This is a genomic window from Yersinia antarctica, from assembly GCF_056636475.1.
In genome coordinates, this window is record NZ_JBSJQF010000001.1 from 333,006 (window position 1) to 359,041 (window position 26,036).

Consider the following 26,036-nt stretch of genomic DNA (forward strand, 5'->3'; position numbering starts at 1 on the left):
CATTTCCGGCTCTGATTGACAGCATCGTCTACCAATTGAACAAATCGGTGTCAGCATAGAAAGCAAGCCAGGGAGGCAATATGTTAGCGGCTGAATTATGGCTCAGGATGAGCAAGGTTAAGAGATTTGGGGTAGTGAAAAGCAGTGCATTGGTCAGACGGTTACTTGTCCGTGGTGATGTCCACCCCGGCAGATTGGCTGCTTACGGATTGGATGCTCAGCAATGCCAGCAGTTTTATCAAGTAGATCCCCGCTATATTGAGGCCAGTTTAACTTGGCTGAGTCAGCCTTCTCACCACTTATTAGCCTACGGTGAGCCAAGCTATCCACCCCGTTTGGCTCATATCTCTGCCGCTCCTCTGGTGCTGTTTGTTTCTGGCGAGCTCGATGTGTTGTATCGCTCTCAGATTGCCATGGTGGGTAGCCGTCATTTCAGCCACTATGGTGAGCAGTGGGGCTGTTACTTTGCTTCAGAACTGGCTCGAACGGGGTTGGTTATCACCAGTGGTCTGGCAATTGGGATTGATGGGATTTGTCATCAAGCGGCTTTGAATGCTAAAGGAAAGACCATCGCGGTATTAGGTAGCGGGTTGGAGAACATATATCCACGTCGACATCGTCATCTGGCCAAAGACATTGAGTGCCAAGGTGGAGCTCTGGTCTCTGAGTTTTTGACAACAGCATTGCCGGTCGCTGCCCATTTCCCCAGAAGGAATCGTATTATCAGTGGGCTAAGTTCTGCTGTATTAGTGGTTGAAGCTACGCTGAAAAGTGGCTCTTTGATTACTGCCCGCTATGCTATAGAGCAAGGGAGAGATGTTTTTGCTTTACCGGGGCCATTAGGGAGTGCAACCAGCGAAGGTGTGCACTGGCTGATTCAACAAGGCGCATATCTGGCGAGGTCAGCACAAGAGATAGCTACACAAGTGGGCGGTTCACTTCAATGGATATCATTGCCCGGGAAAGTAACTATTTCTGCATCAGAGGAGCAAGTTGAATTGCCATTTGCTGATGTGTTGGCTAACGTAGGAGATGAGGTGACACCCGTTGATGTCGTCGCCGAACGTGCCGGCCAACCTGTGCCAGATATCGTCAGCAAATTGCTTGAGCTGGAGTTAGCAGGGTGGATCGCAGCTGTACCCGGCGGCTATGTCCGATTAAGGAGGGCAGGCCATGTTCGACGTTTTAATTTACTTATTTGAAACTTATATGCATAACGAGTCGGAAATGCTTGTTGATCAAGACAAGATTACTGACGATCTTGCTGACGCAGGTTTCTATCGTGAGGATATCAACAACGCCCTGAACTGGTTAGAGGCTCTCGCAGACCTACAAGAAGGGCAGAAAGCACCTTATCTTTATGCTGCGGATCCGCAAGCATTGCGGATTTATACGGCGGAAGAAGCCCAACGTCTGGATACCACTTGTCGCGGCTTCATCCTATTTCTTGAGCAAATTCAGGTGTTACATCTTGATACCCGTGAGATGGTCATCGACCGTATTATGGCGTTGGACTCTAATGAGATTGACTTGGAGGATCTCAAATGGGTTGTGCTGATGGTGCTGTTTAACATTCCGGGTTATGAAAGTGCCTATCAGCAGATGGAAGAGCTACTTTTTGAAGTCAATGAAGGTTATTTGCACTAAGTGGTAGTATCGCTGGCTAATAACCTTATATAGAAGGCGTTATGACGAAAACAGTTATTGCCAAGGATAATGGGTCGTGTCCTGAATGTGGATCGGCTTTAGTCATTCGTAGTGGGGGTCATGGCCCATTCCTTGGTTGTTCACATTATCCCGGCTGCCAGTACATGCGCCCGTTGAAAGCGCAATCTGATGGGCATATCGTGAAAGTTCTTGAAGGACAATATTGCCCTGAATGCGGTTCAGAAATGGTGTTACGGCAAGGGCGTTTTGGTATGTTTATTGGTTGTAGCCAATATCCACAATGTGATCATACTGAAGTTATTGATAAGCCTGATGAAACAGCGATTGATTGCCCACAATGTGGCCAAGGCAAGTTACTACAGCGCAAGTCCCGGTTTGGAAAGATTTTCCACGCCTGCAATCGCTATCCCGATTGCCAGTTTACAATTAATCAGCAACCCATTGCCGGAGAGTGTGCGTATTGCCACTATTCCTTGTTAATGGAAAAGAGAACCGCGCAAGGCGTAAAACGTTTTTGCGCTAGCAAGTTATGTGGGAAGGCAGTGGTAAGTGAGTAATAACAGCGTGAATAAACAAGAAAATAGTGGTGCTCTGTCAGATGTATTGCGGGCTTTGCAACAAGAAGAGGTCATCGCTTATCCAACAGAAGCCGTTTTTGGTTTAGGTTGTGACCCTGATAGTGAAAAAGCAGTAAATGCTTTATTAGCTTTAAAACAGCGGCCATGGCAAAAAGGTTTGATCTTAATCGCCGCTAACTATGAGCAGTTGAAGCCATATATTGATGACTCAATGCTGAATACAGCGCAACAGGAAATGCTCTTCTCCTGTTGGCCTGGGCCGGTAACATGGGTTATTCCAGCGCGCGCTAAGACACCGCGTTGGTTAACAGGCAGTTTTAGCTCATTGGCTGTAAGGGTGAGTGACCACCCACTGGTACAGCAGCTTTGCTCGCAATATGGCAAGCCACTGGTTTCAACCAGTGCCAACTTAAGCGGTCACGAGCCATGCCGTACAGAAACTGAAGTGAGAATGCAATTTGGCCCTTTTCTCCCAGTGCTCTCTGGCGAGGTGGGTGGTCGTTTGAATCCATCTGAAATAAGAGATGCGTTAACCGGTAAGCAATTTCGCCAAGGATAGAAAGTAGCATGGATCAGAATTTCGCAGTGTTTGGTAACCCCATTGGGCACAGTAAGTCGCCAAGGATTCATGCGCTTTTTGCCGAGCAGACAGGTATAGAGCATCAATACGGTATGGTATTGGCCGCTCATGGCGCTTTTGAGGAAACGTTAACGTCGTTTTTTGCAGATGGTGCATTAGGCGCGAACATTACCACGCCGTTTAAAGAGCGCGCTTATGCCAAATGTGATGAACTAACCGATCGTGCGTCACTGGCAGGTGCTGTCAATACTATCAAGCAATTAGAAGACGGGCGCTTGTTAGGTGATAATACGGACGGTATTGGTTTGCTCAGTGATCTTGAGCGCCAGGGTTTGATCCGAGTCTCTGATCGGATCTTATTGGTGGGCGCGGGGGGGGCTGCGCGCGGTGTGATCTTGCCGTTACTCTCTTATGGATGCACTGTGGTCATCACTAACCGGACTTATAGCCGCGCACAGCAGCTTGCCGAAGTCTTTCATCATTTGGGTGATATCGAGGCTGCCGAAATGCAGGCGCTGAGTGGACAGCAGTTTGACTTAATCATAAATGCTACCGCTGCTGGAATTCATGGCGAAGTACCAAACTTATCTAAAGATATTATGAGTCCTGCAACACGTTGCTATGACATGTTTTATCAAGTGGGGGATACACCATTTTTAGCTTGGGCTAAGCAGTTGGGTGTGGCGAGTTACGCTGATGGCTTAGGGATGCTGGTGGGGCAGGCAGCCCATGCTTTCAAACTTTGGCATGGTGTGATGCCACAGATAACACCGGTGCTAAATAAGTTGCGTGATGAACTGAGTCGATAGAAAGATATTCAATAATGCAGGGAAGGTAATGATTTACTCCCTGTATCTTATGTTACTGCTTATTTAGTTTCTGCCAGATAGTCATCTTTCCAGCGTACGTAGTTGCTCGCAGAATAAAGTAGGCCTTCTAATTCTGCCAGCGTTAAAGGGCGAACTTGTCTGGCTGGGCTCCCCATATAGAGGTAACCACTGACTAATCGTTTACCTGGGGAAACCAGACTCCCCGCGCCAATCATCACATCATCTTCGATAACTGCACCATCTAACAAAATAGACCCCATCCCCACCAGTACCCGATTGCCAATAGTACAACCGTGGAGCATCGCTTTATGGCCAACAGTAACGTCTTCACCAATAACTAGGGGGTTCCCTTCAGGATTATGCTCTGAATGATGGGTTACGTGTAACACACTACCATCTTGAATATTTGAACGAGCGCCAATGACGACCTGATTAACATCACCACGAATAGCAACCAACGGCCAGACACTGACATCATCACCCAAAATGACATTACCAATGATCACGCTCGATCCATCGATCATCACGCGTTTACCAAGAGTAGGTGAATAATGAAGATAAGGGCGGATAGGGTCGGACATAGCAATAGCCTCTCAATAAGATCACACTTTACCGGCAATACTAGCCTTTGCTGATGGAATTACAACCAATCGACCGTAGGGATCATAGGGAAAATGCAGCGGATCGACCAAGATCTGCACGTAAGGAGTGAAAAGTATTCAAACAGTAGAAAAAGGCGAAAAAAGAGTTGTGCAAAAAATTCGACTCCCTATAATGCGCATCCATCGAGACGGCACACAACGAATCAAGTAGTTAAGTGACCGGCAAAGAGAACAGAGAAATTCAACGAAATTAGTAGTTGACTCTGAATGAGGAAAGCGTAATATGCGCACCTCGCGTTACCAACCACCGGTTGCTAACGCACTGCTCTTTAACAATTTATCAGACAATCTGTGTGGGCACTCGCAAGACGATATCGAAGCCTGTTTCGGCAGGCAGAAGAAATATCAAAGTCTTGAAGAGTGACCAAAGCAGTACACATTTGAACTTCGGTTCGAATGCATATTTGCAGAAAGTAATCTTTGAGCATCGCTGCTTTTATTAGCAGCAAATCAAACAAATCTTAAATTGAAGAGTTTGATCATGGCTCAGATTGAACGCTGGCGGCAGGCCTAACACATGCAAGTCGAGCGGCAGCGGGAAGTAGTTTACTACTTTGCCGGCGAGCGGCGGACGGGTGAGTAATGTCTGGGAAACTGCCTGATGGAGGGGGATAACTACTGGAAACGGTAGCTAATACCGCATGACCTCGCAAGAGCAAAGTGGGGGACCTTAGGGCCTCACGCCATCGGATGTGCCCAGATGGGATTAGCTAGTAGGTGGGGTAATGGCTCACCTAGGCGACGATCCCTAGCTGGTCTGAGAGGATGACCAGCCACACTGGAACTGAGACACGGTCCAGACTCCTACGGGAGGCAGCAGTGGGGAATATTGCACAATGGGCGCAAGCCTGATGCAGCCATGCCGCGTGTGTGAAGAAGGCCTTCGGGTTGTAAAGCACTTTCAGCGAGGAGGAAGGCAGTCGTGTTAATAGCACGATTGATTGACGTTACTCGCAGAAGAAGCACCGGCTAACTCCGTGCCAGCAGCCGCGGTAATACGGAGGGTGCAAGCGTTAATCGGAATTACTGGGCGTAAAGCGCACGCAGGCGGTTTGTTAAGTCAGATGTGAAATCCCCGCGCTTAACGTGGGAACTGCATTTGAAACTGGCAAGCTAGAGTCTTGTAGAGGGGGGTAGAATTCCAGGTGTAGCGGTGAAATGCGTAGAGATCTGGAGGAATACCGGTGGCGAAGGCGGCCCCCTGGACAAAGACTGACGCTCAGGTGCGAAAGCGTGGGGAGCAAACAGGATTAGATACCCTGGTAGTCCACGCTGTAAACGATGTCGACTTGGAGGTTGTGCCCTTGAGGCGTGGCTTTCGGAGCTAACGCGTTAAGTCGACCGCCTGGGGAGTACGGCCGCAAGGTTAAAACTCAAATGAATTGACGGGGGCCCGCACAAGCGGTGGAGCATGTGGTTTAATTCGATGCAACGCGAAGAACCTTACCTACTCTTGACATCCACAGAACTTAGCAGAGATGCTTCGGTGCCTTCGGGAACTGTGAGACAGGTGCTGCATGGCTGTCGTCAGCTCGTGTTGTGAAATGTTGGGTTAAGTCCCGCAACGAGCGCAACCCTTATCCTTTGTTGCCAGCACGTAATGGTGGGAACTCAAGGGAGACTGCCGGTGATAAACCGGAGGAAGGTGGGGATGACGTCAAGTCATCATGGCCCTTACGAGTAGGGCTACACACGTGCTACAATGGCAGATACAAAGTGAAGCGAACTCGCGAGAGCAAGCGGACCACATAAAGTCTGTCGTAGTCCGGATTGGAGTCTGCAACTCGACTCCATGAAGTCGGAATCGCTAGTAATCGTAGATCAGAATGCTACGGTGAATACGTTCCCGGGCCTTGTACACACCGCCCGTCACACCATGGGAGTGGGTTGCAAAAGAAGTAGGTAGCTTAACCTTCGGGAGGGCGCTTACCACTTTGTGATTCATGACTGGGGTGAAGTCGTAACAAGGTAACCGTAGGGGAACCTGCGGTTGGATCACCTCCTTACCTAACGATACGCATTGCGTAGTGTCCACACAGATTGTCTGATGAATGTAAATGAGCAAGAGCACCTGTTGATGAGGGCGATGATTGTGTAATAAGACCTCGGTATCGAGTTTTTACTGCATCAGTCGTTCGAATGTGTCACCACATTCTCACCTTTACACAAAAATACTGAATCAGTGATTCAGTAGAAATTTTTGTGTCCCCATCGTCTAGAGGCCTAGGACACTGCCCTTTCACGGCTGTAACAGGGGTTCGAATCCCCTTGGGGACGCCACTCCGATAATGTGTGAAAGACATTATCAACTGAATATCTTAAAGATGACTTTAACGAGTCGTGTTTAAGATATTGCTCTTTAACAATCTGGAACAAGCTGAAAATTGAAACAATACAGCTGAAACTTATCTCTCCGTAGAATGACTGAGATAAGGATTAACCTGTATTAGAGTCTCTCAAATAATCGCAATGCCAATGGGTAATCATTGTTGCAGTGTGAGCGAGAAGACACTCAGCAAGGCGTACAGCGCACAGCAACCGGAGTGAACTTAACGTTCATGAGGATTGCGCGCACTGCACAACATAGCAGAGTGTGTTCACAGCCACACCAATAACGAAAAACACCTTTGGGTTGTGAGGTTAAGCGACTAAGCGTACACGGTGGATGCCTAGGCAGTCAGAGGCGATGAAGGGCGTGCTAATCTGCGAAAAGCGTCGGTAAGCTGATATGAAGCGTTACAACCGACGATACCCGAATGGGGAAACCCAGTGCAATTCGTTGCACTATTGCATGGTGAATACATAGCCATGCAAGGCGAACCGGGGGAACTGAAACATCTAAGTACCCCGAGGAAAAGAAATCAACCGAGATTCCCCCAGTAGCGGCGAGCGAACGGGGAAGAGCCCAGAGTCTGAATCAGTTTGTGTGTTAGTGGAAGCGTCTGGAAAGTCGCACGGTACAGGGTGATAGTCCCGTACACCAAAACACACTTGCTGTGAACTCGATGAGTAGGGCGGGACACGTGACATCCTGTCTGAATATGGGGGGACCATCCTCCAAGGCTAAATACTCCTGACTGACCGATAGTGAACCAGTACCGTGAGGGAAAGGCGAAAAGAACCCCGGCGAGGGGAGTGAAATAGAACCTGAAACCGTGTACGTACAAGCAGTGGGAGCCTACTTTGTTGGGTGACTGCGTACCTTTTGTATAATGGGTCAGCGACTTATATTTTGTAGCAAGGTTAACCGAATAGGGGAGCCGTAGGGAAACCGAGTCTTAACTGGGCGTCTAGTTGCAAGGTATAGACCCGAAACCCGGTGATCTAGCCATGGGCAGGTTGAAGGTTGGGTAACACTAACTGGAGGACCGAACCGACTAATGTTGAAAAATTAGCGGATGACTTGTGGCTGGGGGTGAAAGGCCAATCAAACCGGGAGATAGCTGGTTCTCCCCGAAAGCTATTTAGGTAGCGCCTCGTGAACTCATCTTCGGGGGTAGAGCACTGTTTCGGCTAGGGGGTCATCCCGACTTACCAAACCGATGCAAACTCCGAATACCGAAGAATGTTATCACGGGAGACACACGGCGGGTGCTAACGTCCGTCGTGAAGAGGGAAACAACCCAGACCGCCAGCTAAGGTCCCAAAGTCATGGTTAAGTGGGAAACGATGTGGGAAGGCATAGACAGCCAGGATGTTGGCTTAGAAGCAGCCATCATTTAAAGAAAGCGTAATAGCTCACTGGTCGAGTCGGCCTGCGCGGAAGATGTAACGGGGCTAAACCATGCACCGAAGCTGCGGCAGCGACGCTTAGGCGTTGTTGGGTAGGGGAGCGTTCTGTAAGCCGTTGAAGGTGACCTGTGAGGGTTGCTGGAGGTATCAGAAGTGCGAATGCTGACATAAGTAACGATAATGCGGGTGAAAAACCCGCACGCCGGAAGACCAAGGGTTCCTGTCCAACGTTAATCGGGGCAGGGTGAGTCGACCCCTAAGGCGAGGCTGAAAAGCGTAGTCGATGGGAAACAGGTTAATATTCCTGTACTTGGTGTTACTGCGAAGGGGGGACGGAGAAGGCTAGGCTAGCCGGGCGACGGTTGTCCCGGTTTAAGCATGTAGGCGGAGTGACTTGGTAAATCCGGTTGCTTATCAACGCTGAGGTGTGATGACGAGCCACTACGGTGGTGAAGTAGTTGATGCCAAGCTTCCAGGAAAAGCCTCTAAGCATCAGGTAACATTAAATCGTACCCCAAACCGACACAGGTGGTCAGGTAGAGAATACTCAGGCGCTTGAGAGAACTCGGGTGAAGGAACTAGGCAAAATGGTGCCGTAACTTCGGGAGAAGGCACGCTGGCATTAGGTAATGGGACTTGCTCCCGGCGCCGAAGCCAGTCGCAGATACCAGCTGGCTGCAACTGTTTAATAAAAACACAGCACTGTGCAAACACGAAAGTGGACGTATACGGTGTGACGCCTGCCCGGTGCTGGAAGGTTAATTGATGGGGTCAGCCGCAAGGCGAAGCTCTTGATCGAAGCCCCAGTAAACGGCGGCCGTAACTATAACGGTCCTAAGGTAGCGAAATTCCTTGTCGGGTAAGTTCCGACCTGCACGAATGGCGTAATGATGGCCAGGCTGTCTCCACCCGAGACTCAGTGAAATTGAACTCGCTGTGAAGATGCAGTGTACCCGCGGCAAGACGGAAAGACCCCGTGAACCTTTACTATAGCTTGACACTGAACATTGAGCCTTGATGTGTAGGATAGGTGGGAGGCATCGAAGTGTGGACGCCAGTCTGCATGGAGCCAACCTTGAAATACCACCCTTTAATGTTTGATGTTCTAACTCGGCCCCGTGATCCGGGGTGAGGACAGTGTCTGGTGGGTAGTTTGACTGGGGCGGTCTCCTCCCAAAGAGTAACGGAGGAGCACGAAGGTTAGCTAATCACGGTCGGACATCGTGAGGTTAGTGCAAAGGCATAAGCTAGCTTGACTGCGAGAGTGACGGCTCGAGCAGGTACGAAAGTAGGTCTTAGTGATCCGGTGGTTCTGAATGGAAGGGCCATCGCTCAACGGATAAAAGGTACTCCGGGGATAACAGGCTGATACCGCCCAAGAGTTCATATCGACGGCGGTGTTTGGCACCTCGATGTCGGCTCATCACATCCTGGGGCTGAAGTAGGTCCCAAGGGTATGGCTGTTCGCCATTTAAAGTGGTACGCGAGCTGGGTTTAGAACGTCGTGAGACAGTTCGGTCCCTATCTGCCGTGGGCGTTGGAAGATTGAGAGGGGCTGCTCCTAGTACGAGAGGACCGGAGTGGACGAATCACTGGTGTTCGGGTTGTCATGCCAATGGCATTGCCCGGTAGCTAAATTCGGAAGAGATAACCGCTGAAAGCATCTAAGCGGGAAACTTGCCTCGAGATGAGTCTTCCCTGGGGCTTTAAGCCCCCTGAAGGAACGTTAAAGACTATGACGTTGATAGGCTGGGTGTGTAAGTGCGGCGATGCATTGAGCTAACCAGTACTAATGATCCGTGAGGCTTAACCTTACAACACCAAAGGTGTTTTAGATTGAGAGATAGAAATTTTCAGCGAAGTTCCGAGATTGGGCTGGCTGGCTGTGTGTAGGATTACATAGCGGGTTAGTTTAGACAGAATTTGCCTGGCGGCCATAGCGCGGTGGTCCCACCTGATCCCATGCCGAACTCAGAAGTGAAACGTCGTAGCGCCGATGGTAGTGTGGGGTCTCCCCATGCGAGAGTAGGACACTGCCAGGCATCAAATAAGCAAAAGAGGCTACCCTAACGGGTGGCCTTTTTTGTTTGTCTGTTGTGCAGGTTCGATTCGAGCATGATATGCAGTTTGAACATTGAATAACCTTTTCTTTTTGCTTTCTGTCATTTTTATAACCCCCGCCACAGAAAATAACCTTTTTTACCTTAAAATCATTCAATCAAAAATTGAAACGATGTTTTGATTGTGAGGTTTGAATGAATGCCGGTCTATTTGTCTGCTCGCTCGCCCTGTCAGCGATGCTTACTGCCGCAACAGCACAGGCCAGTCCTGTGACGTATCAAAAAGAAGCTATTACTGAAAATAATCTGCCAGTATTTTATCCTCAGCTAAAAAAACAGATGACTTATCAAAGTTCATGGCTGGCAGGGAGATACACTGACTTTGCACAGTGGAAGAGTGACACCAGAAAGATCTTCCGACAAGCATTACTCACCCCTGACTCAACAATTGCATTTTCAGCAGAGAAAATAGATCAGCAGGACCGTGGCCGCTATATTGCTGAAAAAATAGCATTAAACATCACAGATGAAAGCCGTGTCCAGGGCTTGCTATTAACACCGAAAAGCAAAGGCCCTCATCCGGCGATTGTTCTTTTGCATGACCATGGGTCTAAATTTGATATTGGCAAAGAGAAAATGATCCGGCCTTGGGGCGATAGCGCGCAGCTTGCCTCAGCGCAGGCTTGGTCGGATAAATTCTTTAGCGGTAAATTCATCGGCGATGAGTTGGCAAAACGCGGTTATGTTGTGCTTTCTATTGATGCTATTGGCTGGGGTGATAGAGGCCCTATCAGCTATGAGCAACAGCAGGCTTTAGCCAGTAACTTCTTTAATCTTGGTCGTTCATTAGCAGGCACGATGGCTTATGAAGATATACGAACGGTTGATTTTCTGGCGACACTTCCATCAGTTGACCGCCAACGTATTGGTGCTCTTGGATTTTCTATGGGAGCGTATCGTGCCTGGCAATTAGCTGCATTATCGGATAAGGTCGCGGCCACTGCGGCTATCTCTTGGTTTGGTAACTATCAAGGTTTGATGACCCCAGGTAATAATGTACTTCGTGGGCAATCCGCTTTTTACATGCTCCACCCTGGTATTGCCAATAAGTTGGATTTCCCTGATATTGCCAGCTTAGCAGCACCAAAACCGATGCTTCTTTTTAACGGCGGGAAAGATAAATTGTTCCCATCGGATGCGGTCGAGCAGGCTTACAGTAAAGTGCATGCAATCTGGCGGTCACAAAATGCGGAATCACGCTTGGTCACTCGTAGCTGGCCTGCGTTGGGGCACGTATTTTACCAAGAGCAACAAGATGTGGTTTTCCCTTGGTTAGACCGCTGGTTGAAGCCATAAAAAAGGCCCCGAGGGGCCTTTTATCCGCCGAATACGATCAGTGAGAGCTACTTTGAGAGGCACCCAACCCCGTTTGTGAACGGACAAACTGTGCTTTGAAGCGCAGACGTTCTTGCTTACCTTCTTCTGAATTATCGGTGACGGAGAAGAACCATATCCCGACAAATGCCACTATCATTGAGAATAATGCTGGGTATTCATATGGATAAATTGGTTTTGCGTGCCCTAGAATGGTTACCCAGATAGTTGGGCCTAAAATCATCAGGAGCACCGCAGTCAGTAACCCCAACCAGCCACCAATCATTGCACCACGCGTGGTCAGTTTATCCCAATACATTGAAATGAAGATGATTGGGAAGTTACAACTGGCGGCAATGGAGAATGCCAAACCTACCATGAAAGCAATGTTTTGCTTCTCAAACAAAATCCCCAAGCCGATTGCCACAAACCCTAAAATAACGACTGTGATTTTAGAAACTCTCAGTTCATCGCGTTCATTTGCTTTACCCTTCTTGATGACACTGGCGTAAAGGTCATGAGAAACAGCAGATGCCCCCGCTAATGTCAGACCGGCAACCACCGCCAAAATAGTTGCGAAAGCAACTGCCGAGATAAAGCCTAAGAAGAAGCTACCCCCCACGGCATCAGCCAGATGCACTGCTGCCATATTATTACCGCCAAGCAGTGCCCCCGCCGCATCCTTAAAGGCTGGATTCGGGCCGACCAACAGGATTGCGCCAAAACCAATAATAAAGGTCAATATGTAGAAGTAACCGATAAAGCCAGTGGCATAGAACACGCTCTTGCGGGCTTCTTTGGCATCACTTACCGTAAAGAAACGCATTAGAATGTGTGGTAAGCCTGCGGTACCAAACATTAATGCCAAGCCGAGCGACAATGCTGATATTGGGTCAGAGACTAGCCCTCCAGGGCTCATGATCGCCAAGCCTTTAGGGTGAACTTTAATGGCCTCACTGAATAAGGTATTGAAGTTAAAGTTAACCGACTTCATAACCATAATGGCCATAAACGAAGCACCCGCCAGCAGTAACACCGCTTTGATAATCTGTACCCACGTTGTGGCTAACATGCCGCCAAACAAGACGTACAGTACCATCAGGATGCCCACCAACACGACAGCTACATGGTAGTTCAAGCCAAACAACAACTCTATCAGCTTACCGGCACCGACCATTTGAGCTATCAGATATAAAGCGACCACCACTAACGAACCACAGGCAGATAATGTTCTTATCGGCCTTTGTTTCAAGCGATAAGAAGCCACATCAGCAAAAGTATAGCGACCCAGATTACGCAGCCGCTCGGCAATTAAAAACAGAATGATTGGCCAGCCGATTAGAAAGCCGATGGAGTAAATCAAGCCATCATAGCCAGAGGTATAAACCAGCGCGGAAATACCCAGAAATGATGCCGCAGACATAAAGTCCCCAGCAATGGCCAAACCATTTTGGAAACCGGTTATGCGCCCGCCAGCGGTATAATAATCACCCCGGGAACGGGTGCGCTTTGATGCCCAGTAGGTAATATATAATGTCGCGCCAACAAACAGTACGAACATAATGATCGCTTGGATATTGAGCGGCTGGCGATGAACTTCGCCGGTAATTGCTTCTGCCTGTGACAGCGCAGGCAGAGTCAGTAAGGAAAGTACGGACCAATGGCGAGTCTTCATTGCTTCACCTCACGAAGAATTTCTGCCGTCAGACGGTCAAACTCGCCATTAGCACGAATAACGTAAATACCTGTAAGAACAAAAGAAATAACGATCAACCCCACACCAACGGGTATGCCGCGAGTAATGCTGGAGCCTGCATATAGCGGGGTACCGAGCCATTGTGGTTCGAAAGCAATAAGGAAAATGAAACCGACATACAGCGCTAGGGTAATGAGCGACAGTATCCAGGCAAAGCGGCCACGCTTTTGCACCAACTCTTTGAAACGCGGGTTATTTTCAATCTCTTGATAAATGCTGTCATTCATCAGAGTCTCTCCTTTGAGGCATTAATTAAGTTTGCCGCCGGTAGGCGGCACAATTTACGACGGTGTTTGCATTGATTGTTTTTCTTCCAGTAATTTGTCCACTACGCCCGGATCGGCCAGTGTTGAGGTATCCCCTAAGTTGCTGGTATCGCCAGCCGCAATTTTGCGCAGAATACGGCGCATGATCTTGCCTGAACGGGTTTTTGGTAGTGAATCAGTCCAGTGCAAAATATCTGGGGTCGCAATTGGGCCAATCTCTTTACGCACCCAATTACGCACCTCGGTATACAGCTCTGGTGTTGGTTCCTCACCGTGATTCAGCGTGATGTAGGCATAGATAGCTTGCCCTTTAATACTGTGTGGGACACCGACGACGGCAGCTTCGGCAATTTTCGGGTGTGAAACCAATGCGGATTCAATTTCAGCGGTCCCTAGGCGGTGACCTGAAACGTTAAGTACGTCATCGACGCGGCCGGTTATCCAGTAGTAGCCATCTTCGTCACGGCGAGCGCCATCACCACTGAAATACATGCCTTTAAAGGTTGAGAAGTAGGTCTGCTCAAAACGGTCATGATCGCCGAATAAGGTTCTGGCCTGACCCGGCCAAGAGTCGGTTATCACCAGATTGCCTTCGGCTGCACCTTCTTGCAGGTTACCTAAGTTGTCGACCAACGCTGGCTGTACCCCAAAGAAGGGGCGAGTAGCTGAACCGGCTTTTAACTCTGTGGCTCCTGGCAGTGGCGTTATCATGAAACCGCCCGTTTCAGTTTGCCACCAGGTATCAACAATCGGGCATTTACTGTTACCAATCTTGTTGTAATACCATTCCCATGCTTCCGGGTTAATAGGTTCACCAACTGAACCCATAATGCGTAGGGAGTCGCGTTTTGTCCCTTCGATGGCTTTGTCACCTTCGGCCATTAAGGCACGAATGGCGGTAGGAGCGGTATACAGAATATTAACCTGATGTTTATCGATAACCTGACCCAAGCGATTGACGCCTGGATAGTTAGGAACACCTTCAAACATCAGAGTAATAGCACCGCAAGCCAGTGGGCCATACAGCAAATAGCTGTGGCCAGTGACCCAACCAACGTCCGCGGTACACCAGTAGATATCGCCGGGGTGATAATCAAAAACGTATTTAAAGGTCAACGCGGCATAAACCAGATAACCGCCGGTGGTATGTAAAACCCCTTTTGGTTTGCCAGTAGAACCCGAGGTATAAAGGATGAACAGTGGGTCTTCGGCATTCATCTCTTCTGGCGGGCAGTCGGCGGAGGCTTCTTTTATCAGGTCATGCCACCACAAGTCTCTCCCGTCTTTCCAATAGCTGGCATTGCCAGTACGTTGGAAGACGACCACATTTTTGATACTGGTGATAGCTGGATTTTTTAGGGCTTCATCGACATTTTTTTTCAGTGGAATTGCGCGACCAGCACGAATGCCTTCATCGGCAGTAATCACCAGTTTTGAGTTAGAGTCGATAATTCGGCCAGCAACGGCATCAGGTGAGAATCCACCAAAAATAACAGAGTGCACGGCGCCAATACGCGCGCAGGCCAGCATAGCAACAGCGGCTTCTGGCACCATCGGCATATAGATTGCAACCACATCACCTTTCTTGATGCCCAGTTTTTTCAGCACATTAGCAAACTGGCATACATCGTGGTGAAGCTGTTTATAGGTGACGGTTTTTGATTGGTTAGGATCATCACCTTCCCAAATAATTGCGGTTTGATCGCCACGCTCTGCCAGGTGACGGTCAAGGCAGTTAGCTGCAAGATTCAGTGTGCCATCTTCGAACCAGCGGATGCTGATATGACCGGGGTCAAAGGAGGTGTTTTTAACCGTTTTATACGGTTTAATCCAATCAATAATCTTGCCATGTTCGCCCCAAAATTCATCTGGGTTCTGCACAGATTGTTGATAATATTGCTGATATTGTTCAGGGTTTATCAGGGCATGCTCTGCAATTGCAGTTGGAATAGGGTGTTTATGTATCTGGCTCATAATAGTTCTCCTTGAGATTGTTAATAATATGTCAATCAAAAGTTAATTATAGTGTGGAGGGCCGTTTTGTTTCTTTTTTGGGCGGCAGATCACGCATAAAAGATGTTGATTTAGAGACTTACTTAATGTGCTGCGTGGTGAATCGATATCTTAATGATAGGAGACGCGCCTTGTGATCATGCAATAAAGGAAAGGAAATGTGCAGATCAGCTCATTTCTAGCGTGAAATAAGAATATTGAAGGGGGAATGTCACTAAAAGTACTAACGTAGCGTGACTAATGCAATTTAATAGTAGTTGTTAACCAAAAAATTAAAAATTAATTTACAATCATCGGAAAGTTTATATTTTTATATTTTACTGTAATTAGAATTACATATATATATCAACTGAGAATATGAATATATAAATACAAAGCCCAATGGAATAAATATGCAATTTACTATTTTCTCTATTTGAATAAATTTCTCTTATTTCGCTGAAAAAAAATCGACTTTGGTTGCGAAACCTCCAGAATAAGCGGAGAATTAAAATGGCTGAATTTAACAAAATAAAAACAAAATAAGTGAAAAAATAAAACACAATGAGAGTTTATCATGTAATTTAATTTAGCTTGTTTTTTATACAGACAGTTGCGATGTTATTTGTCTCTGATGGATTTTATTATTTTAATAACAAATATTTACTGTGGTCTAAAGATTTTTGGGGCTGAAGTTATGCCTCAGCATCATGTGGGCTTAGTGTAAACAAGGCTTGCAGAAGAGTGTCCAGAAATGATACTGATTTATAACGTGGTCGGCTGGCGGGAGGCTGAACCATACGTTTTATCAACTATAGCCCCGTATTTAATGATTAAGTATTCTATTTGAAATGCTTGGTAACTTGCATTTTATAGGATGCTTTGAGGAATTTTTAGGGTATGAAAAGTGTAAAAATAGGTCTGGCCTGGCAAATACTCATTGCGCTGGTATTAGGTATTTTGGTTGGTGCGGTTCTGCATAATCAAATTGAATCCAGAGAGTGGTTAGTTAGTAATATTTTAAGTCCAGCAGGTGATATCTTCATCCGCTTAATTAAAATGATTGTTGTACCGATAGTTATTTCGACCTTGATCGTGGGTATTGCTGGTGTTGGTGATGCGAAGAAGCTTGGGCGAATTGGCCTGAAAACCATTATCTATTTCGAAGTTATCACTACCATCGCCATTATTGTTGGGATCACCTTGGCGAATGTGTTTCAACCGGGGCACGGCATTGATATGTCGGCATTGACGGTGGTCGATATCTCCCAGTATGAAAAGACCACTGAGCAAGTACAAAGTGGTAGCCACAGCCTGGTGAGCACTATCTTGTCGCTCATTCCTGCCAACGTCTTCGCTTCCATGGCGAAAGGCGATATGTTGCCAATTATCTTCTTCTCAGTGTTGTTTGGTTTAGGGCTGTCTTCATTGCCAAAAGAAACCAAAGAGCCACTGTTGAATGTGTTTAAAGCAATTTCTGAAAGCATGTTCAAAGTCACTCATATGATTATGCGCTATGCGCCTATCGGGGTGTTTGGTTTGATCTCGGTGACGGTTGCCAATTTTGGTTTTGCCTCGCTTATTCCATTGGCCAAGCTGGTTATTTTGGTTTACGCCGCGATTCTATTTTTTGCACTGGTCGTGCTGGGCACCGTTGCCAGATTATGTAAATTACGTATCTGGACATTGATTCGAATTTTGAAAGATGAGCTGATTTTAGCTTACTCTACCGCCAGTTCAGAAACTGTATTGCCACGAATCATCGAGAAAATGGAAGCCTATGGCGCGCCAAAATCGATTACCAGCTTTGTGGTTCCGACGGGCTATTCCTTCAACTTAGATGGTTCTACCCTTTATCAGAGTATTGCCGCCATATTTATTGCCCAGTTATATGGTATCGAGCTGTCCATTGGGCAAGAGATCATTCTAGTCCTAACCTTAATGGTGACTTCTAAAGGGATTGCTGGTGTTCCGGGAGTTTCGTTTGTTGTCTTGTTAGCAACGCTAGGCAGTGTAGGTATTCCACTGGAAGGTTTGGCCTTTATCGCTGGTGTGGACCGTATTCTGGATATGGCACGTACCGCACTGAACGTGGTGGGGAATGCGTTAGCGGTGCTGGTTATTGCCAAGTGGGAACATCAGTTTGACCATAAAAAAGCCAAGGCATACGAGAAGGCGTTATTTGCACCAAAACAGACGCCGGTTAACCAAAGCTAATACTCTTTACCCTTGATGTTCCGGTGATGTTAGTCGCTCGTATTGGCCCGAATCATTTACTCATATAAGATCATTCGGGCTGATTTATTCGCTGCTTGGAGTTGGGCATTGATATTTGTAGGCCCCCTATCGATGAGCGACAGATAGGGGGTTTTTATTTGTGTCTATCATCAATAAAACACCAGTGACATTATTCATTTAGTCCTAAGCGGTATGACCAATGGATAAGCTCAGCGACTTTGTGCACATCCAGTTTTTTCATCATATTAAGGCGGTGGGTTTCTACGGTTTTTTGGCTGATAGAAAGGTGAACCGCGATAATACGATTACAAGCACCCTCGGTAATCAGTTTTAGGATCTGTCGTTCTCGTGGTGTTAGTACTGGTTGGCTGGCATCGCTACCTTGTGCCAGTTTATTAACCAGAGAACTATTGAGTGCGGGATCAATATAGCGTTTACCCACCGCCACCGTTTGAATGGCGGCCAGCAGAATTTGCTGTGGGCTTTTTTTCAGAACATAACCTAGCGCGCCACTGCTTAACGTTTTGCTGGCGTGATGTTCCTCATGACGGGCTGTTAATGCCAGAATCCTCATCGTCGGCCAGCGGCGAAGCAGTTGAATAATGACATCAAGGCCATCCATGCCAGGCAATCCGAGATCTATAATCGCAATGTCTGGTTCTGTCTGGCGGCATAAATTGTATACATCCAGCCCATTATCAGCTTGGCCAACAATTTGATAACGTGGATAAGCTGCCAACATATTTTTAATACCATTAATGATTAGTTCATGATCGTCGACAATCAGTAATTTCGTATTCATAAAGTTATTCCCTTTACCTGATGATTGAAATGGTGTCGCGGGGCTCCCGCGGTTGAAACAGAAAATGGATTATCTCGTCGAGGTGATCGATATCTTGCTGTGTAATGAGTTCATGATTTTCGACTGCTATTTCCAGCTGAATCACAGCGTCTTGTAACTCAATAAGGCCCGCTTGCCCGGCACAGCCTTTTAAGGTGTGAAGCTGGTGCGATAACGTGGGGGTATGGGTGAGAGACTCTCTCACTTGCTGCACTAATAGTTGCAATGATTGTAATAGTTTAAGGCGCAATGAGCTGTCAGCCAGATTCAATAGTGGCCTCGGTGTTGATAACTGGGGAGAGAGAGTGACCCCGCGTTCGAGCTGGAATTGTGCGGTCAGATCCAGTACTTCTGCCAGTTGGCTGAAAGTTACTGGTTTAGAGAGATAATGATTCATCCCCGCCTGACTGGCCCTTATCTTTTCCTCAGGATTGGTATTGGCACTTAATGCCGTAATCATGCAGCGATTATCCTGGTTGGTCGCATCATCACGCCAATAGCGGGTTGTTGCCAGCCCATCCATACCTGGCATACGAATATCCATCAGCACCAGATCAAAACGCTGCGTTTGGCCGAGGCGTAGTGCGATTTCGCCACTCTCTGCCAGAGTCACTTGATGCCCCAATTGGCGCAGCATCATGCCGGTGATATCTCGATTGGTTTCAGCATCATCGACTAACAATATGGTCATATGCCAAGGTTGTAGTGGGAGAGCATGTGGTATCTCTTGCTGAGATGAGGCGGGCTGCTTCTCTCCGTTAAGATGCTTTTTAACGTTGCTATATAAGCGACCGGGTAGGTAGCACAGCTCTTTATCGTTAAAGGGGGTCTGCGGCAGGTGTACTGATTGATTACCTTCTGGCGGGCAGGTTATCCCCCACGAAGATAATTGAGCATGTAATGGCTGTGGTGCACATATTTCACCTTTAAACGGTTTGAGCACTATTATCCCACAAAATGGCAGACTTAATGAGAAGCGACTACCGTGGTCTGGTAGGCTAAAAAGTGTAATATTCCCCCCCATCATTCTTGCCAGATTATCTGCAATAGTTAGTCCCAACCCCGTTCCCTGCCCGTGCTCATGGGTCTGGACAAAAGGGTGGAATATCTCTTGTTGAAGCTGCAAATCAATACCACAGCCGGTATCTTCAACAGTGAAGCAGAGCTGCTGGCCCTTACGGACTACATTGAGCCTAATATGGCCACATTGCGTGAATTTAACGGCATTGCCCAATAAGTTAACCAGAATCTGCTTTAAGCGTTGTTTGTCCAACTCCAGTTCCAGCGGCACATCCGAACTGACGTAAGTAGAGAGGGTGATGGCTTTACTCAAGGCCTGGCTATGAATAGTTAACATGGCCTGATCCAATAAGGGCAATAAGGCGGTTTTCTCTTGAGACAAGGCCATTTGCCCCGACTCAATACGTGAAAAATCCAACAGGTTGTTAACTATCATCAGTAAAGAATGTGAGCACTGGCGAGCGGTCTCGGCCAACCGATATTGCTCGCAGGTCAGTGGGGTATTTTGTAATAACTCAACCGCACCTAGCGTGCCATTTAAAGGAGTACGAATTTCATGACTGATAGTGGTTAGATGGACACTCTTACGGCGATTAGCCTGTTCGGCCAGCTGTTTTGATTTTGCCAGCGCCAGCGTGCGTTCCTTTACTTTCATTTCAAGGGTGTCGTACTGCTCATTCAAGGTGTCTAGCAAGTTGTTATAAGCACGAGCAATCTGCCCTAACTCATCCATGCGTTTCACTGGTAAACGCAGCTCCATCGCTTGTGGGCCGGTGGCACCAATAATATTGATGAAGTTCCATAGGGGAATAGCGAGGTAATATCGCAGTAATAAAGAGAGCACTAACGTGAGCAGCAGCAAAATAGCCAGTGCAAAGGGGAGTTGATGTAATGCGGGTTTGGCCGCTTCCCAGGCAAAACCGACGCGGGGATAAATAACTAACTGTTGCCAACCGGGGCCTTTTAACTGGGTTCTTAATACCAAATAATCAGGTGTTTGTTGCCAACCATCATGTAAATTTCGGTCTTTTAGCTGGCGAAGAATCTCATGTAACTGATGCGAAGGTATATTTTGCTGAGATATCGGTAACAACTCGCCACTCTTATCCAACCATAAATTAATATCTCTCTGTTCAACTGGCTGATTATCCGTCACCAACTCATTCAGTTTTAATGAGAATCCAGCTAATGAACCGGCGTGGTCACATGCGGCAACAGAAACATGCCAGCCTCGTTGTGGGCTATAAGTCGGCATCCCCCAAAAAATATTGTCATGGGTAGGAAATATTGGCAGTAAAAGTAATTCTTTACGTCGCTGGTTCAAATAGTTATTTGATACCGCCTGTGGTCTGAATATGGTAATACCTTCTTTGTTTTTAATCGTGAAACTGTCGAGATAATAAGTTTGACCAGAAGTTCCATATGCCTGAGCGATGCGAAGGTCATGTCTGGATTGGATGGCATTACACATTCCTGAACTAAAAGGAATATTGTCGCTCGGATTATCATCTGTATGTCTAATAGGCAATCGCCAGGTGGCTTGGTAACTTGTCTGGCGACTTATCAATGCGGTTGCGTCCCGTTCTGCGCCTTCAAATTGGTAATTACTTAAATCTGCGCGTAATGATGCCATGTGGGTTAATTCATTCACCAAACGTTGGCGTGTATCCTCATATGAGAAGAATGCCATGGCCGCAATTGAAATAAGCCATATGGCCATTAAGGTCATGCCCAGTAATAGTGTCAATCGAGTGACGAGTGATGATGAATTTTCCATAAAGTCACCTGACTGTTTTTTTTAGTACGCCACAGCCAAAATTTGATATCAAGAAATACACTGATTTCATTACTGCTCGTTATAGATTCATTTAGTTCTGTAAAAAGAGTAAATCAGGGTTTTACCTTATAACGAATATTTAATTACGGAGGATAATTAAATCGTACTGATGCAGGAGTTACCGCCGATGCTTGAAATGTTGAAGAGACAACCCTTAGTTAACGACATTGATTTATCAGATATTAATATTGTTCAATTCACGTTGAAGGGAATTCCTGCCAAAGCGATGGATTACCATCATTCTATTTGTATTGGTGTTTTTTTTATTGAGAGAAAAATGATATCCAATACTGTTATTCGATATATTGCACTTATGCTGGTGGCGCTGGAGAATACGCAGGATTTTGCTTTACAGTTTAACGATGGCAATTGGTGGTTATGGGGGCGATATACACTTGATAATAGCGAGAGGATCGCCGGTGAGAATCAAGATCTCTCGATGAAATTAGAACAAATTCATGCCGTTATTCAGCATTTAAGTGGCTTGGTAGCCACATTGAGTACTTCCCAAACAAACGTCTTAACCAAACCGAAGAAGCATGTCAGCAAGGCTATCTCATGAAAGAACTTGCCAGTTTAATATTACTGTTTTCAGTGTCACTGGCCCATGGACAAGCTATTCCCTGGCAAGGAGAGCCTTTCTTTATTTATAGCCGGGGTATGAGTGTATCTAACCTATTAAAAGATTTAGGGATGAATTATGGCATACCGGTAGTCATTAGCCCGGAAATAAACGAACACTTTAGTGGGAAAATTCGCGACAAAACACCAGAAGCAATCCTGTCTAAATTAGCCGGTCTATACAATCTTACCTGGTACTATGATGGTGAAATACTCTATTTTTACAAAGCTCAAGCCATCCGAAGGGAATTTATATCGCCAGATGGATTATCAACGACAACTTTAATCAAATATCTACAACATAGCGGAGTAGCCGCAGGAAAAAACTGTGCGATAAAGGCTATTTCTCGTCTGGATGCTATTGAGGTTACAGGTGTTCCTATCTGTATTGAACGGGTGACGACATTGAGAAAAATGCTTTCGTCTCAAGCCCGTAAGCAAAACCAAAATAAAGAAACAGTGAAAGTCTTCCTGCTAAAATATGCCTCTGCGGCTGACTCTAATTATCAGTATCGTGATCAGCAAGTTAAATGGGCTTAGTCAGCGTATTGCGCGAGATGAGTCAGGGCAATAGTCTGCCTTTAGTTGCAGGAAAAGAACAAGATGAGGCGCATACCAGCATGCCTCTTTTCTCGGCTGATCCTCGGCAAAACGCAGTTATTATCCGTGATCGTCAGGTCAATATGCCGGTCTATCGTAGTTTGATCGCCCAGTTGGATCAGCGGCCAGTTCAAATAGAAATATCAGTGACCATTATTGATGTTGATGCCGGAGATATTAGCCAGCTTGGTATCGATTGGTCCGCATCTACTTCCATTGGTGGCGCGGGTATCTCGTTTAATAGTAATTCGGGGAAAAATAGTGCTGATGGTTTCTCCACTGTAATTGGTGATACTGGGAACTTTATGGTTCGCTTGAATGCGTTACAAAAGAATTCACGTGCCAGAGTCTTATCACGCCCTTCGGTGGTCACCCTAAATAATATTCAGGCGGTACTGGATAAAAACGTAACGTTTTATACTAAGTTGCAAGGCGATAAAGTGGCAAAACTTGAATCGATCACCTCTGGGTCATTATTGCGAGTGACACCGAGAATGATTGATGCCGATGGTGTAAAAGAAGTTTTGCTTAATCTTAACATTCAGGATGGGCAACAGCAGGCGCCAATAAGCAGTAGTGAACCGTTGCCGGAAATACAAAATTCAGATATCTCAACGCAAGCCACGTTGCGTGTTGGGCAAAGTCTGTTATTGGGTGGCTTCATCCAGGATAAACAAATTGAGTCGCAAAACAAAATACCGCTACTGGGCGATATTCCATTATTAGGTGGTTTATTTCGCAGCACTGATAAGCAATCTCACAGTGTTGTCAGGTTATTTCTGATCAAAGCTGTACCGGTTAATACAGGGGAATAGCATGGCAGTACGGTTTAAACTCCGCCTGTTAAATGGTGAACTTAATGGGCGTGAGCTGATGTTACCTGAGGGGGAGTTTACGCTAGGGGGTCAGCAGTGCGACGTATTATTACCCTTACTTCAGGGGCAAATATTGACCTTGAGAATAAGTGATGAGCACATAACTTTGCAGACATCTGGGGATGTCTGGGTTAAGGGGGAGCGGTATGATTTACAACAGAAACTCCCACTCGGACAGGCGATTGAAACCGGGGGATTAATCTTGGTTGTTGGTGAGGCGGGCGATAATTTAAGTGATATTCATTATATCCCTCGCGCTCGGCCACGCTTATTACTCTGCTTATCTGTACTGGCATTTATCCTATTGTTACTGCTATCGGTAGTTATATTCTGGTTTATACAGCAGCCAAAAGCGCTACTGGCTTATCTTCCTCCTGATATTCCAACACAACTCTCAGAGCAGTTAAAGCAACCCGCTTTACAGGGGATAAAAGAAAACTGGTTATTAGATGGCAGTATTGTTTTGAGTGGTCACTGTAGCTCATCACCCGCAGTGATTAAGTTGCAGAATTTCCTGGTTCTTAACCGTATTGTTTTTCGTAATCAATTAGTCTGTGATGACCATCTGCTCAGTAGCGTCAAGGATGTATTACACCAGTATGGCTATCAGGATATAGAGGTCGACACGGGGAAACATCCAGGGCATATCACAATCCATGGTGCTATTGAAATGGGGGGGCAATGGTTAAAAGTTCAGGAAACACTGGCGACAGTGGCTGGGTTAAAGGGCTGGGCGGTTATTAATAGCCATGATGGGCAAATTGCGCAATTAGTTGAGCGCTTGAGGGAACTGGGGTTATTAGGCTATCTCAGTATGGCGCAAAGTAATAAGGAAATCATTATCAGCGGTATATTGTCGCTCAGCCAACAACAACAACTGATGGAAATGTTGACAGCATTGGCCCGGCAACAACCGGACTTTCTGGCGGTGAGGTATCAGAATATTCCCACGTCAGATCAAACTGCTCAGCTTCTTCCCGCTGCAATTGTCAGCTATGGCGGAAATAAATTTTCAGGATTCGTGCAATTAGCTAATGGATTACGCTTACAGCAAGGGACGGTACTGGCGAATGGCTATAAAGTTATTTTTATTGGAGAGCAAGGCATATCATTACTAAAATCTAACAATTTAATCCATATACCCATGAATTTTTAAGGATTAGGAGAGCAACGAGTGTCGCATATTACTGAACTGGAAGATGCTATTAAATATGACGAGAAAAAAACACAACAGAAGAATGCGTTGTTGGAAAATGGGAGGTTATTAATTTCACAACAATTGTCTCTACAGCAAACACCTGATAATTATAAAACTCTTAACAATATGATGCTGGCCCTAAGTAGTGCGGGGAAAATAATAGCAACACTGTCAACTCGCTATGGAAATTAAAAAACAATCATCATGCCATTTTATGGAAAAAATGGAATAAATATAAAAGACAGATGCTTTTTAGTGAGACAAAATAATATTATATATTTATCAGTGCATCAGGAAATTCAATATGAATGATAATGATTCTATTCAGAGCATGTTAGGGGACCTACACAGTCGGTATAGTAAATTACTGTCTGATCTAGGGAAGTTGAAAGGATTCCAGCAACAAATCGAATTACTGAAAGAAAAAGCCAAAAATGACAGTAAAGCAAGAGAGAGGTTAATTCGCTTGAATGAAGCCTTTCCGAATGGTTTAAATCAAGAAAAAGCACAAATGGTGGTATCTATTGCAAACATGAAAGTACAGTTTAAACAACTGGAGACGCAGCTCAGAAATATAAGTTCAGGTGAGGCAATGTAGTTAATCTCTTCCTGAAATATCATTATTATCTTGAGTTAAGGAGTATTTCTATGGTCGCGAACACTGGTGTAAATAAATCAGACAACACTTCCTCGTATGTTAACCAATCTTCCAATAATGAATTTAATTTTTCCGTTTTGGAAAATAAATTTAATAGTCTTCACAACAATATTAATAATGTTGGCAGTAATCTGAGTAATAATCTAAGTGAGCATGCTGATATTTTCAGTATGGGATTGAGTGCCTTTTATGAGTACCTGGACGTACTTGAATCACTTGCCAGAAGTGCCTATGACGCTATGCACACCCGATCAAAATATGCCAATGATATACAGGATAACGCTAATCAGGTTGATTCCGTAATTGCCGAAGCGGCTAAAGGTGACGATAAAACAACCAAGCCGCTACCGGATTCAGTTATCGAGTTTATGCGGGAGCATGGCATCAAAGTTGATAAGATGAGTATTGATGAGTATTTAAAGAAGAATGGGCCAGAACTGGATAAAGGACAATTACAGGCAGTAAAAGCGGCATTAGATAATGAAAAGACCCGCGCGTCAGATACCATGACTCAAGAACAATTACAGTTACAGAAGTTTATGCAAAGTTATAACGTTAATGTTAATAACATCAGTACATTGCAGACAGGTTTAAAAGATATATTAACGACGATTGCCCGCAATCTTTGTTAACCAAGTTATGGCCGTAAG

At 46.0% G+C, this 26,036-nt stretch carries 19 protein-coding genes, 1 tRNA gene, 3 rRNA genes and 1 pseudogene; 18 read left to right on the forward strand and 6 right to left on the reverse strand.

What is annotated here, in order from left to right; genetic code table 11:
- Positions 1–80: 80 nt before the first annotated feature.
- The 5 genes from dprA to aroE are packed head-to-tail and all read left to right on the forward strand — an operon-like array spanning position 81 to position 3,635.
- A complete protein-coding gene (gene dprA, locus ACWJJO_RS01470) occupies positions 81–1,202 on the forward strand; it encodes a DNA-protecting protein DprA (protein ID WP_481090547.1) in 1,122 nt (373 codons plus the stop codon).
- Entirely contained in the window at positions 1,174–1,647 is a 474-nt protein-coding gene (locus ACWJJO_RS01475) for a DUF494 family protein (protein WP_032906609.1), read from the forward strand. The genes dprA and ACWJJO_RS01475 overlap by 29 nt, the downstream gene beginning before the upstream one ends.
- 41 nt (positions 1,648–1,688) lie before the next feature.
- Positions 1,689–2,225 (forward strand): DNA topoisomerase family protein, encoded by a 537-nt coding sequence (locus tag ACWJJO_RS01480; RefSeq protein ID WP_083161149.1) that lies wholly within the window; start codon positions 1,689–1,691, stop codon positions 2,223–2,225.
- A gap of 7 nt (positions 2,226–2,232) precedes the next feature.
- The gene (tsaC, locus tag ACWJJO_RS01485; RefSeq protein ID WP_083163935.1) at positions 2,233–2,805 is read left to right on the forward strand and encodes an L-threonylcarbamoyladenylate synthase type 1 TsaC; all 573 of its coding nucleotides are present in this window, start codon (positions 2,233–2,235) and stop codon (positions 2,803–2,805) included.
- Between the two features lie 8 nt (positions 2,806–2,813).
- On the forward strand, positions 2,814–3,635 hold the full coding sequence (gene aroE / locus ACWJJO_RS01490) for a shikimate dehydrogenase (protein WP_372560356.1): 822 nt from the start codon (positions 2,814–2,816) through the stop codon (positions 3,633–3,635).
- A 59-nt stretch (positions 3,636–3,694) separates the two neighbouring features.
- Here the strand turns inward: aroE and ACWJJO_RS01495 are convergent, their stop codons facing one another.
- A complete protein-coding gene (locus ACWJJO_RS01495; RefSeq protein ID WP_481090548.1) occupies positions 3,695–4,237 on the reverse strand; it encodes a gamma carbonic anhydrase family protein in 543 nt (180 codons plus the stop codon).
- Positions 4,238–4,541: 304 nt separating this feature from the next.
- Here ACWJJO_RS01495 and ACWJJO_RS01500 point away from each other — a divergent pair, with 304 nt between their 5' ends.
- The 6 genes from ACWJJO_RS01500 (at position 4,542) to ACWJJO_RS01525 (ending at position 11,466) form a co-directional block, all read left to right on the forward strand.
- Positions 4,542–4,682, forward strand: coding sequence for a hypothetical protein (locus tag ACWJJO_RS01500; RefSeq protein ID WP_162484277.1), 141 nt, complete (start codon positions 4,542–4,544; stop codon positions 4,680–4,682).
- A 99-nt stretch (positions 4,683–4,781) separates the two neighbouring features.
- Positions 4,782–6,324, forward strand: a 16S ribosomal RNA gene (locus ACWJJO_RS01505).
- Positions 6,325–6,522: 198 nt separating this feature from the next.
- Positions 6,523–6,598 (forward strand) — tRNA-Glu (locus ACWJJO_RS01510).
- Positions 6,599–6,956: 358 nt separating this feature from the next.
- Positions 6,957–9,864 (forward strand): 23S ribosomal RNA (locus tag ACWJJO_RS01515).
- 112 nt (positions 9,865–9,976) lie between these two features.
- Positions 9,977–10,092, forward strand: a 5S ribosomal RNA gene (gene rrf, locus ACWJJO_RS01520).
- Together the 16S, 23S and 5S rRNA genes with 1 tRNA gene alongside form the textbook arrangement of a ribosomal RNA operon.
- A gap of 357 nt (positions 10,093–10,449) precedes the next feature.
- On the forward strand, positions 10,450–11,466 hold the full coding sequence (locus tag ACWJJO_RS01525) for a dienelactone hydrolase family protein (protein ID WP_481091552.1): 1,017 nt from the start codon (positions 10,450–10,452) through the stop codon (positions 11,464–11,466).
- Positions 11,467–11,503: 37 nt separating this feature from the next.
- Here ACWJJO_RS01525 and actP read toward each other — a convergent pair whose 3' ends face one another.
- Genes actP through acs form a run of 3 tightly spaced genes read right to left on the reverse strand, consistent with a single transcriptional unit; the run spans position 11,504 to position 15,480 of the window.
- A complete protein-coding gene (gene actP / locus ACWJJO_RS01530; protein WP_083161141.1) occupies positions 11,504–13,159 on the reverse strand; it encodes a cation/acetate symporter ActP in 1,656 nt (551 codons plus the stop codon).
- Positions 13,156–13,467 carry a DUF485 domain-containing protein gene (locus tag ACWJJO_RS01535; RefSeq protein WP_083161139.1) on the reverse strand — a complete coding sequence of 104 codons (312 nt, stop codon included), beginning with the start codon at positions 13,465–13,467 and terminating at the stop codon, positions 13,156–13,158. The genes actP and ACWJJO_RS01535 overlap by 4 nt, the downstream gene beginning before the upstream one ends.
- Positions 13,468–13,521: 54 nt before the next feature.
- Positions 13,522–15,480: an acetate--CoA ligase gene (gene acs, locus ACWJJO_RS01540; RefSeq protein WP_083161137.1), complete on the reverse strand. Its 1,959-nt coding sequence runs from the start codon at positions 15,478–15,480 to the stop codon at positions 13,522–13,524.
- 918 nt (positions 15,481–16,398) lie between these two features.
- On the opposite strand from acs, the gene gltP reads away from it, so the two are divergent.
- Positions 16,399–17,715 carry a glutamate/aspartate:proton symporter GltP gene (gltP, locus tag ACWJJO_RS01545; RefSeq protein WP_083161135.1) on the forward strand — a complete coding sequence of 439 codons (1,317 nt, stop codon included), beginning with the start codon at positions 16,399–16,401 and terminating at the stop codon, positions 17,713–17,715.
- A gap of 190 nt (positions 17,716–17,905) precedes the next feature.
- Here the strand turns inward: gltP and ACWJJO_RS01550 are convergent, their stop codons facing one another.
- Together ACWJJO_RS01550 and ACWJJO_RS01555 are read right to left on the reverse strand one after the other, a co-directional pair.
- Positions 17,906–18,538, reverse strand: coding sequence for a two component system response regulator (locus ACWJJO_RS01550; RefSeq protein WP_083161133.1), 633 nt, complete (start codon positions 18,536–18,538; stop codon positions 17,906–17,908).
- Positions 18,539–18,551: 13 nt separating this feature from the next.
- On the reverse strand, positions 18,552–21,374 hold the full coding sequence (locus tag ACWJJO_RS01555) for a two component system sensor kinase (protein WP_481090549.1): 2,823 nt from the start codon (positions 21,372–21,374) through the stop codon (positions 18,552–18,554).
- 169 nt (positions 21,375–21,543) lie between these two features.
- On the opposite strand from ACWJJO_RS01555, the gene ACWJJO_RS01560 reads away from it, so the two are divergent.
- The 6 genes and pseudogenes from ACWJJO_RS01560 to sseB all read left to right on the forward strand — a co-directional run bounded on the left by ACWJJO_RS01560 (position 21,544) and on the right by sseB (position 26,018).
- A complete protein-coding gene (locus tag ACWJJO_RS01560; protein ID WP_481090550.1) occupies positions 21,544–21,996 on the forward strand; it encodes a hypothetical protein in 453 nt (150 codons plus the stop codon).
- Positions 21,993–23,470: pseudogene (locus ACWJJO_RS01565) on the forward strand (EscC/YscC/HrcC family type III secretion system outer membrane ring protein). Before ACWJJO_RS01560 ends, ACWJJO_RS01565 begins: the two are co-directional and overlap by 4 nt.
- Before the next feature lies 1 nt (position 23,471).
- A complete protein-coding gene (gene sctD, locus ACWJJO_RS01570; RefSeq protein ID WP_481090551.1) occupies positions 23,472–24,686 on the forward strand; it encodes a type III secretion system inner membrane ring subunit SctD in 1,215 nt (404 codons plus the stop codon).
- Between the two features lie 18 nt (positions 24,687–24,704).
- On the forward strand, positions 24,705–24,920 hold the full coding sequence (locus tag ACWJJO_RS01575) for an EscE/YscE/SsaE family type III secretion system needle protein co-chaperone (protein WP_083161125.1): 216 nt from the start codon (positions 24,705–24,707) through the stop codon (positions 24,918–24,920).
- A 112-nt stretch (positions 24,921–25,032) separates the two neighbouring features.
- Positions 25,033–25,326: a chromosome partitioning protein ParA gene (locus tag ACWJJO_RS01580; RefSeq protein ID WP_083161123.1), complete on the forward strand. Its 294-nt coding sequence runs from the start codon at positions 25,033–25,035 to the stop codon at positions 25,324–25,326.
- 50 nt (positions 25,327–25,376) lie between these two features.
- Positions 25,377–26,018 carry a type III secretion system translocon protein SseB gene (sseB, locus tag ACWJJO_RS01585; RefSeq protein ID WP_083161121.1) on the forward strand — a complete coding sequence of 214 codons (642 nt, stop codon included), beginning with the start codon at positions 25,377–25,379 and terminating at the stop codon, positions 26,016–26,018.
- Positions 26,019–26,036 lie beyond the last annotated feature (18 nt).

Excerpts from the sequence above, each read along its gene's own strand:
- ACWJJO_RS01555 (WP_481090549.1), bottom strand. The coding sequence starts at position 21,374 with ATGGAAAATTCATCATCACTCGTCACTCGATTGACACTATTACTGGGC.
- ACWJJO_RS01550 (WP_083161133.1), bottom strand. The coding sequence starts at position 18,538 with ATGAATACGAAATTACTGATTGTCGACGATCATGAACTAATCATTAAT.
- actP (WP_083161141.1), bottom strand. The coding sequence starts at position 13,159 with ATGAAGACTCGCCATTGGTCCGTACTTTCCTTACTGACTCTGCCTGCG.
- dprA (WP_481090547.1), top strand. The coding sequence starts at position 81 with ATGTTAGCGGCTGAATTATGGCTCAGGATGAGCAAGGTTAAGAGATTT.
- aroE (WP_372560356.1), top strand. The coding sequence starts at position 2,814 with ATGGATCAGAATTTCGCAGTGTTTGGTAACCCCATTGGGCACAGTAAG.
- ACWJJO_RS01580 (WP_083161123.1), top strand. The coding sequence starts at position 25,033 with ATGAATGATAATGATTCTATTCAGAGCATGTTAGGGGACCTACACAGT.
- ACWJJO_RS01500 (WP_162484277.1), top strand. The coding sequence starts at position 4,542 with ATGCGCACCTCGCGTTACCAACCACCGGTTGCTAACGCACTGCTCTTT.
- ACWJJO_RS01475 (WP_032906609.1), top strand. The coding sequence starts at position 1,174 with ATGTTCGACGTTTTAATTTACTTATTTGAAACTTATATGCATAACGAG.
- ACWJJO_RS01480 (WP_083161149.1), top strand. The coding sequence starts at position 1,689 with ATGACGAAAACAGTTATTGCCAAGGATAATGGGTCGTGTCCTGAATGT.
- acs (WP_083161137.1), bottom strand. The coding sequence starts at position 15,480 with ATGAGCCAGATACATAAACACCCTATTCCAACTGCAATTGCAGAGCAT.
- ACWJJO_RS01560 (WP_481090550.1), top strand. The coding sequence starts at position 21,544 with ATGCAGGAGTTACCGCCGATGCTTGAAATGTTGAAGAGACAACCCTTA.
- sctD (WP_481090551.1), top strand. The coding sequence starts at position 23,472 with ATGGCAGTACGGTTTAAACTCCGCCTGTTAAATGGTGAACTTAATGGG.
- ACWJJO_RS01535 (WP_083161139.1), bottom strand. The coding sequence starts at position 13,467 with ATGAATGACAGCATTTATCAAGAGATTGAAAATAACCCGCGTTTCAAA.
- gltP (WP_083161135.1), top strand. The coding sequence starts at position 16,399 with ATGAAAAGTGTAAAAATAGGTCTGGCCTGGCAAATACTCATTGCGCTG.
- sseB (WP_083161121.1), top strand. The coding sequence starts at position 25,377 with ATGGTCGCGAACACTGGTGTAAATAAATCAGACAACACTTCCTCGTAT.
- ACWJJO_RS01495 (WP_481090548.1), bottom strand. The coding sequence starts at position 4,237 with ATGTCCGACCCTATCCGCCCTTATCTTCATTATTCACCTACTCTTGGT.
- ACWJJO_RS01525 (WP_481091552.1), top strand. The coding sequence starts at position 10,450 with ATGACTTATCAAAGTTCATGGCTGGCAGGGAGATACACTGACTTTGCA.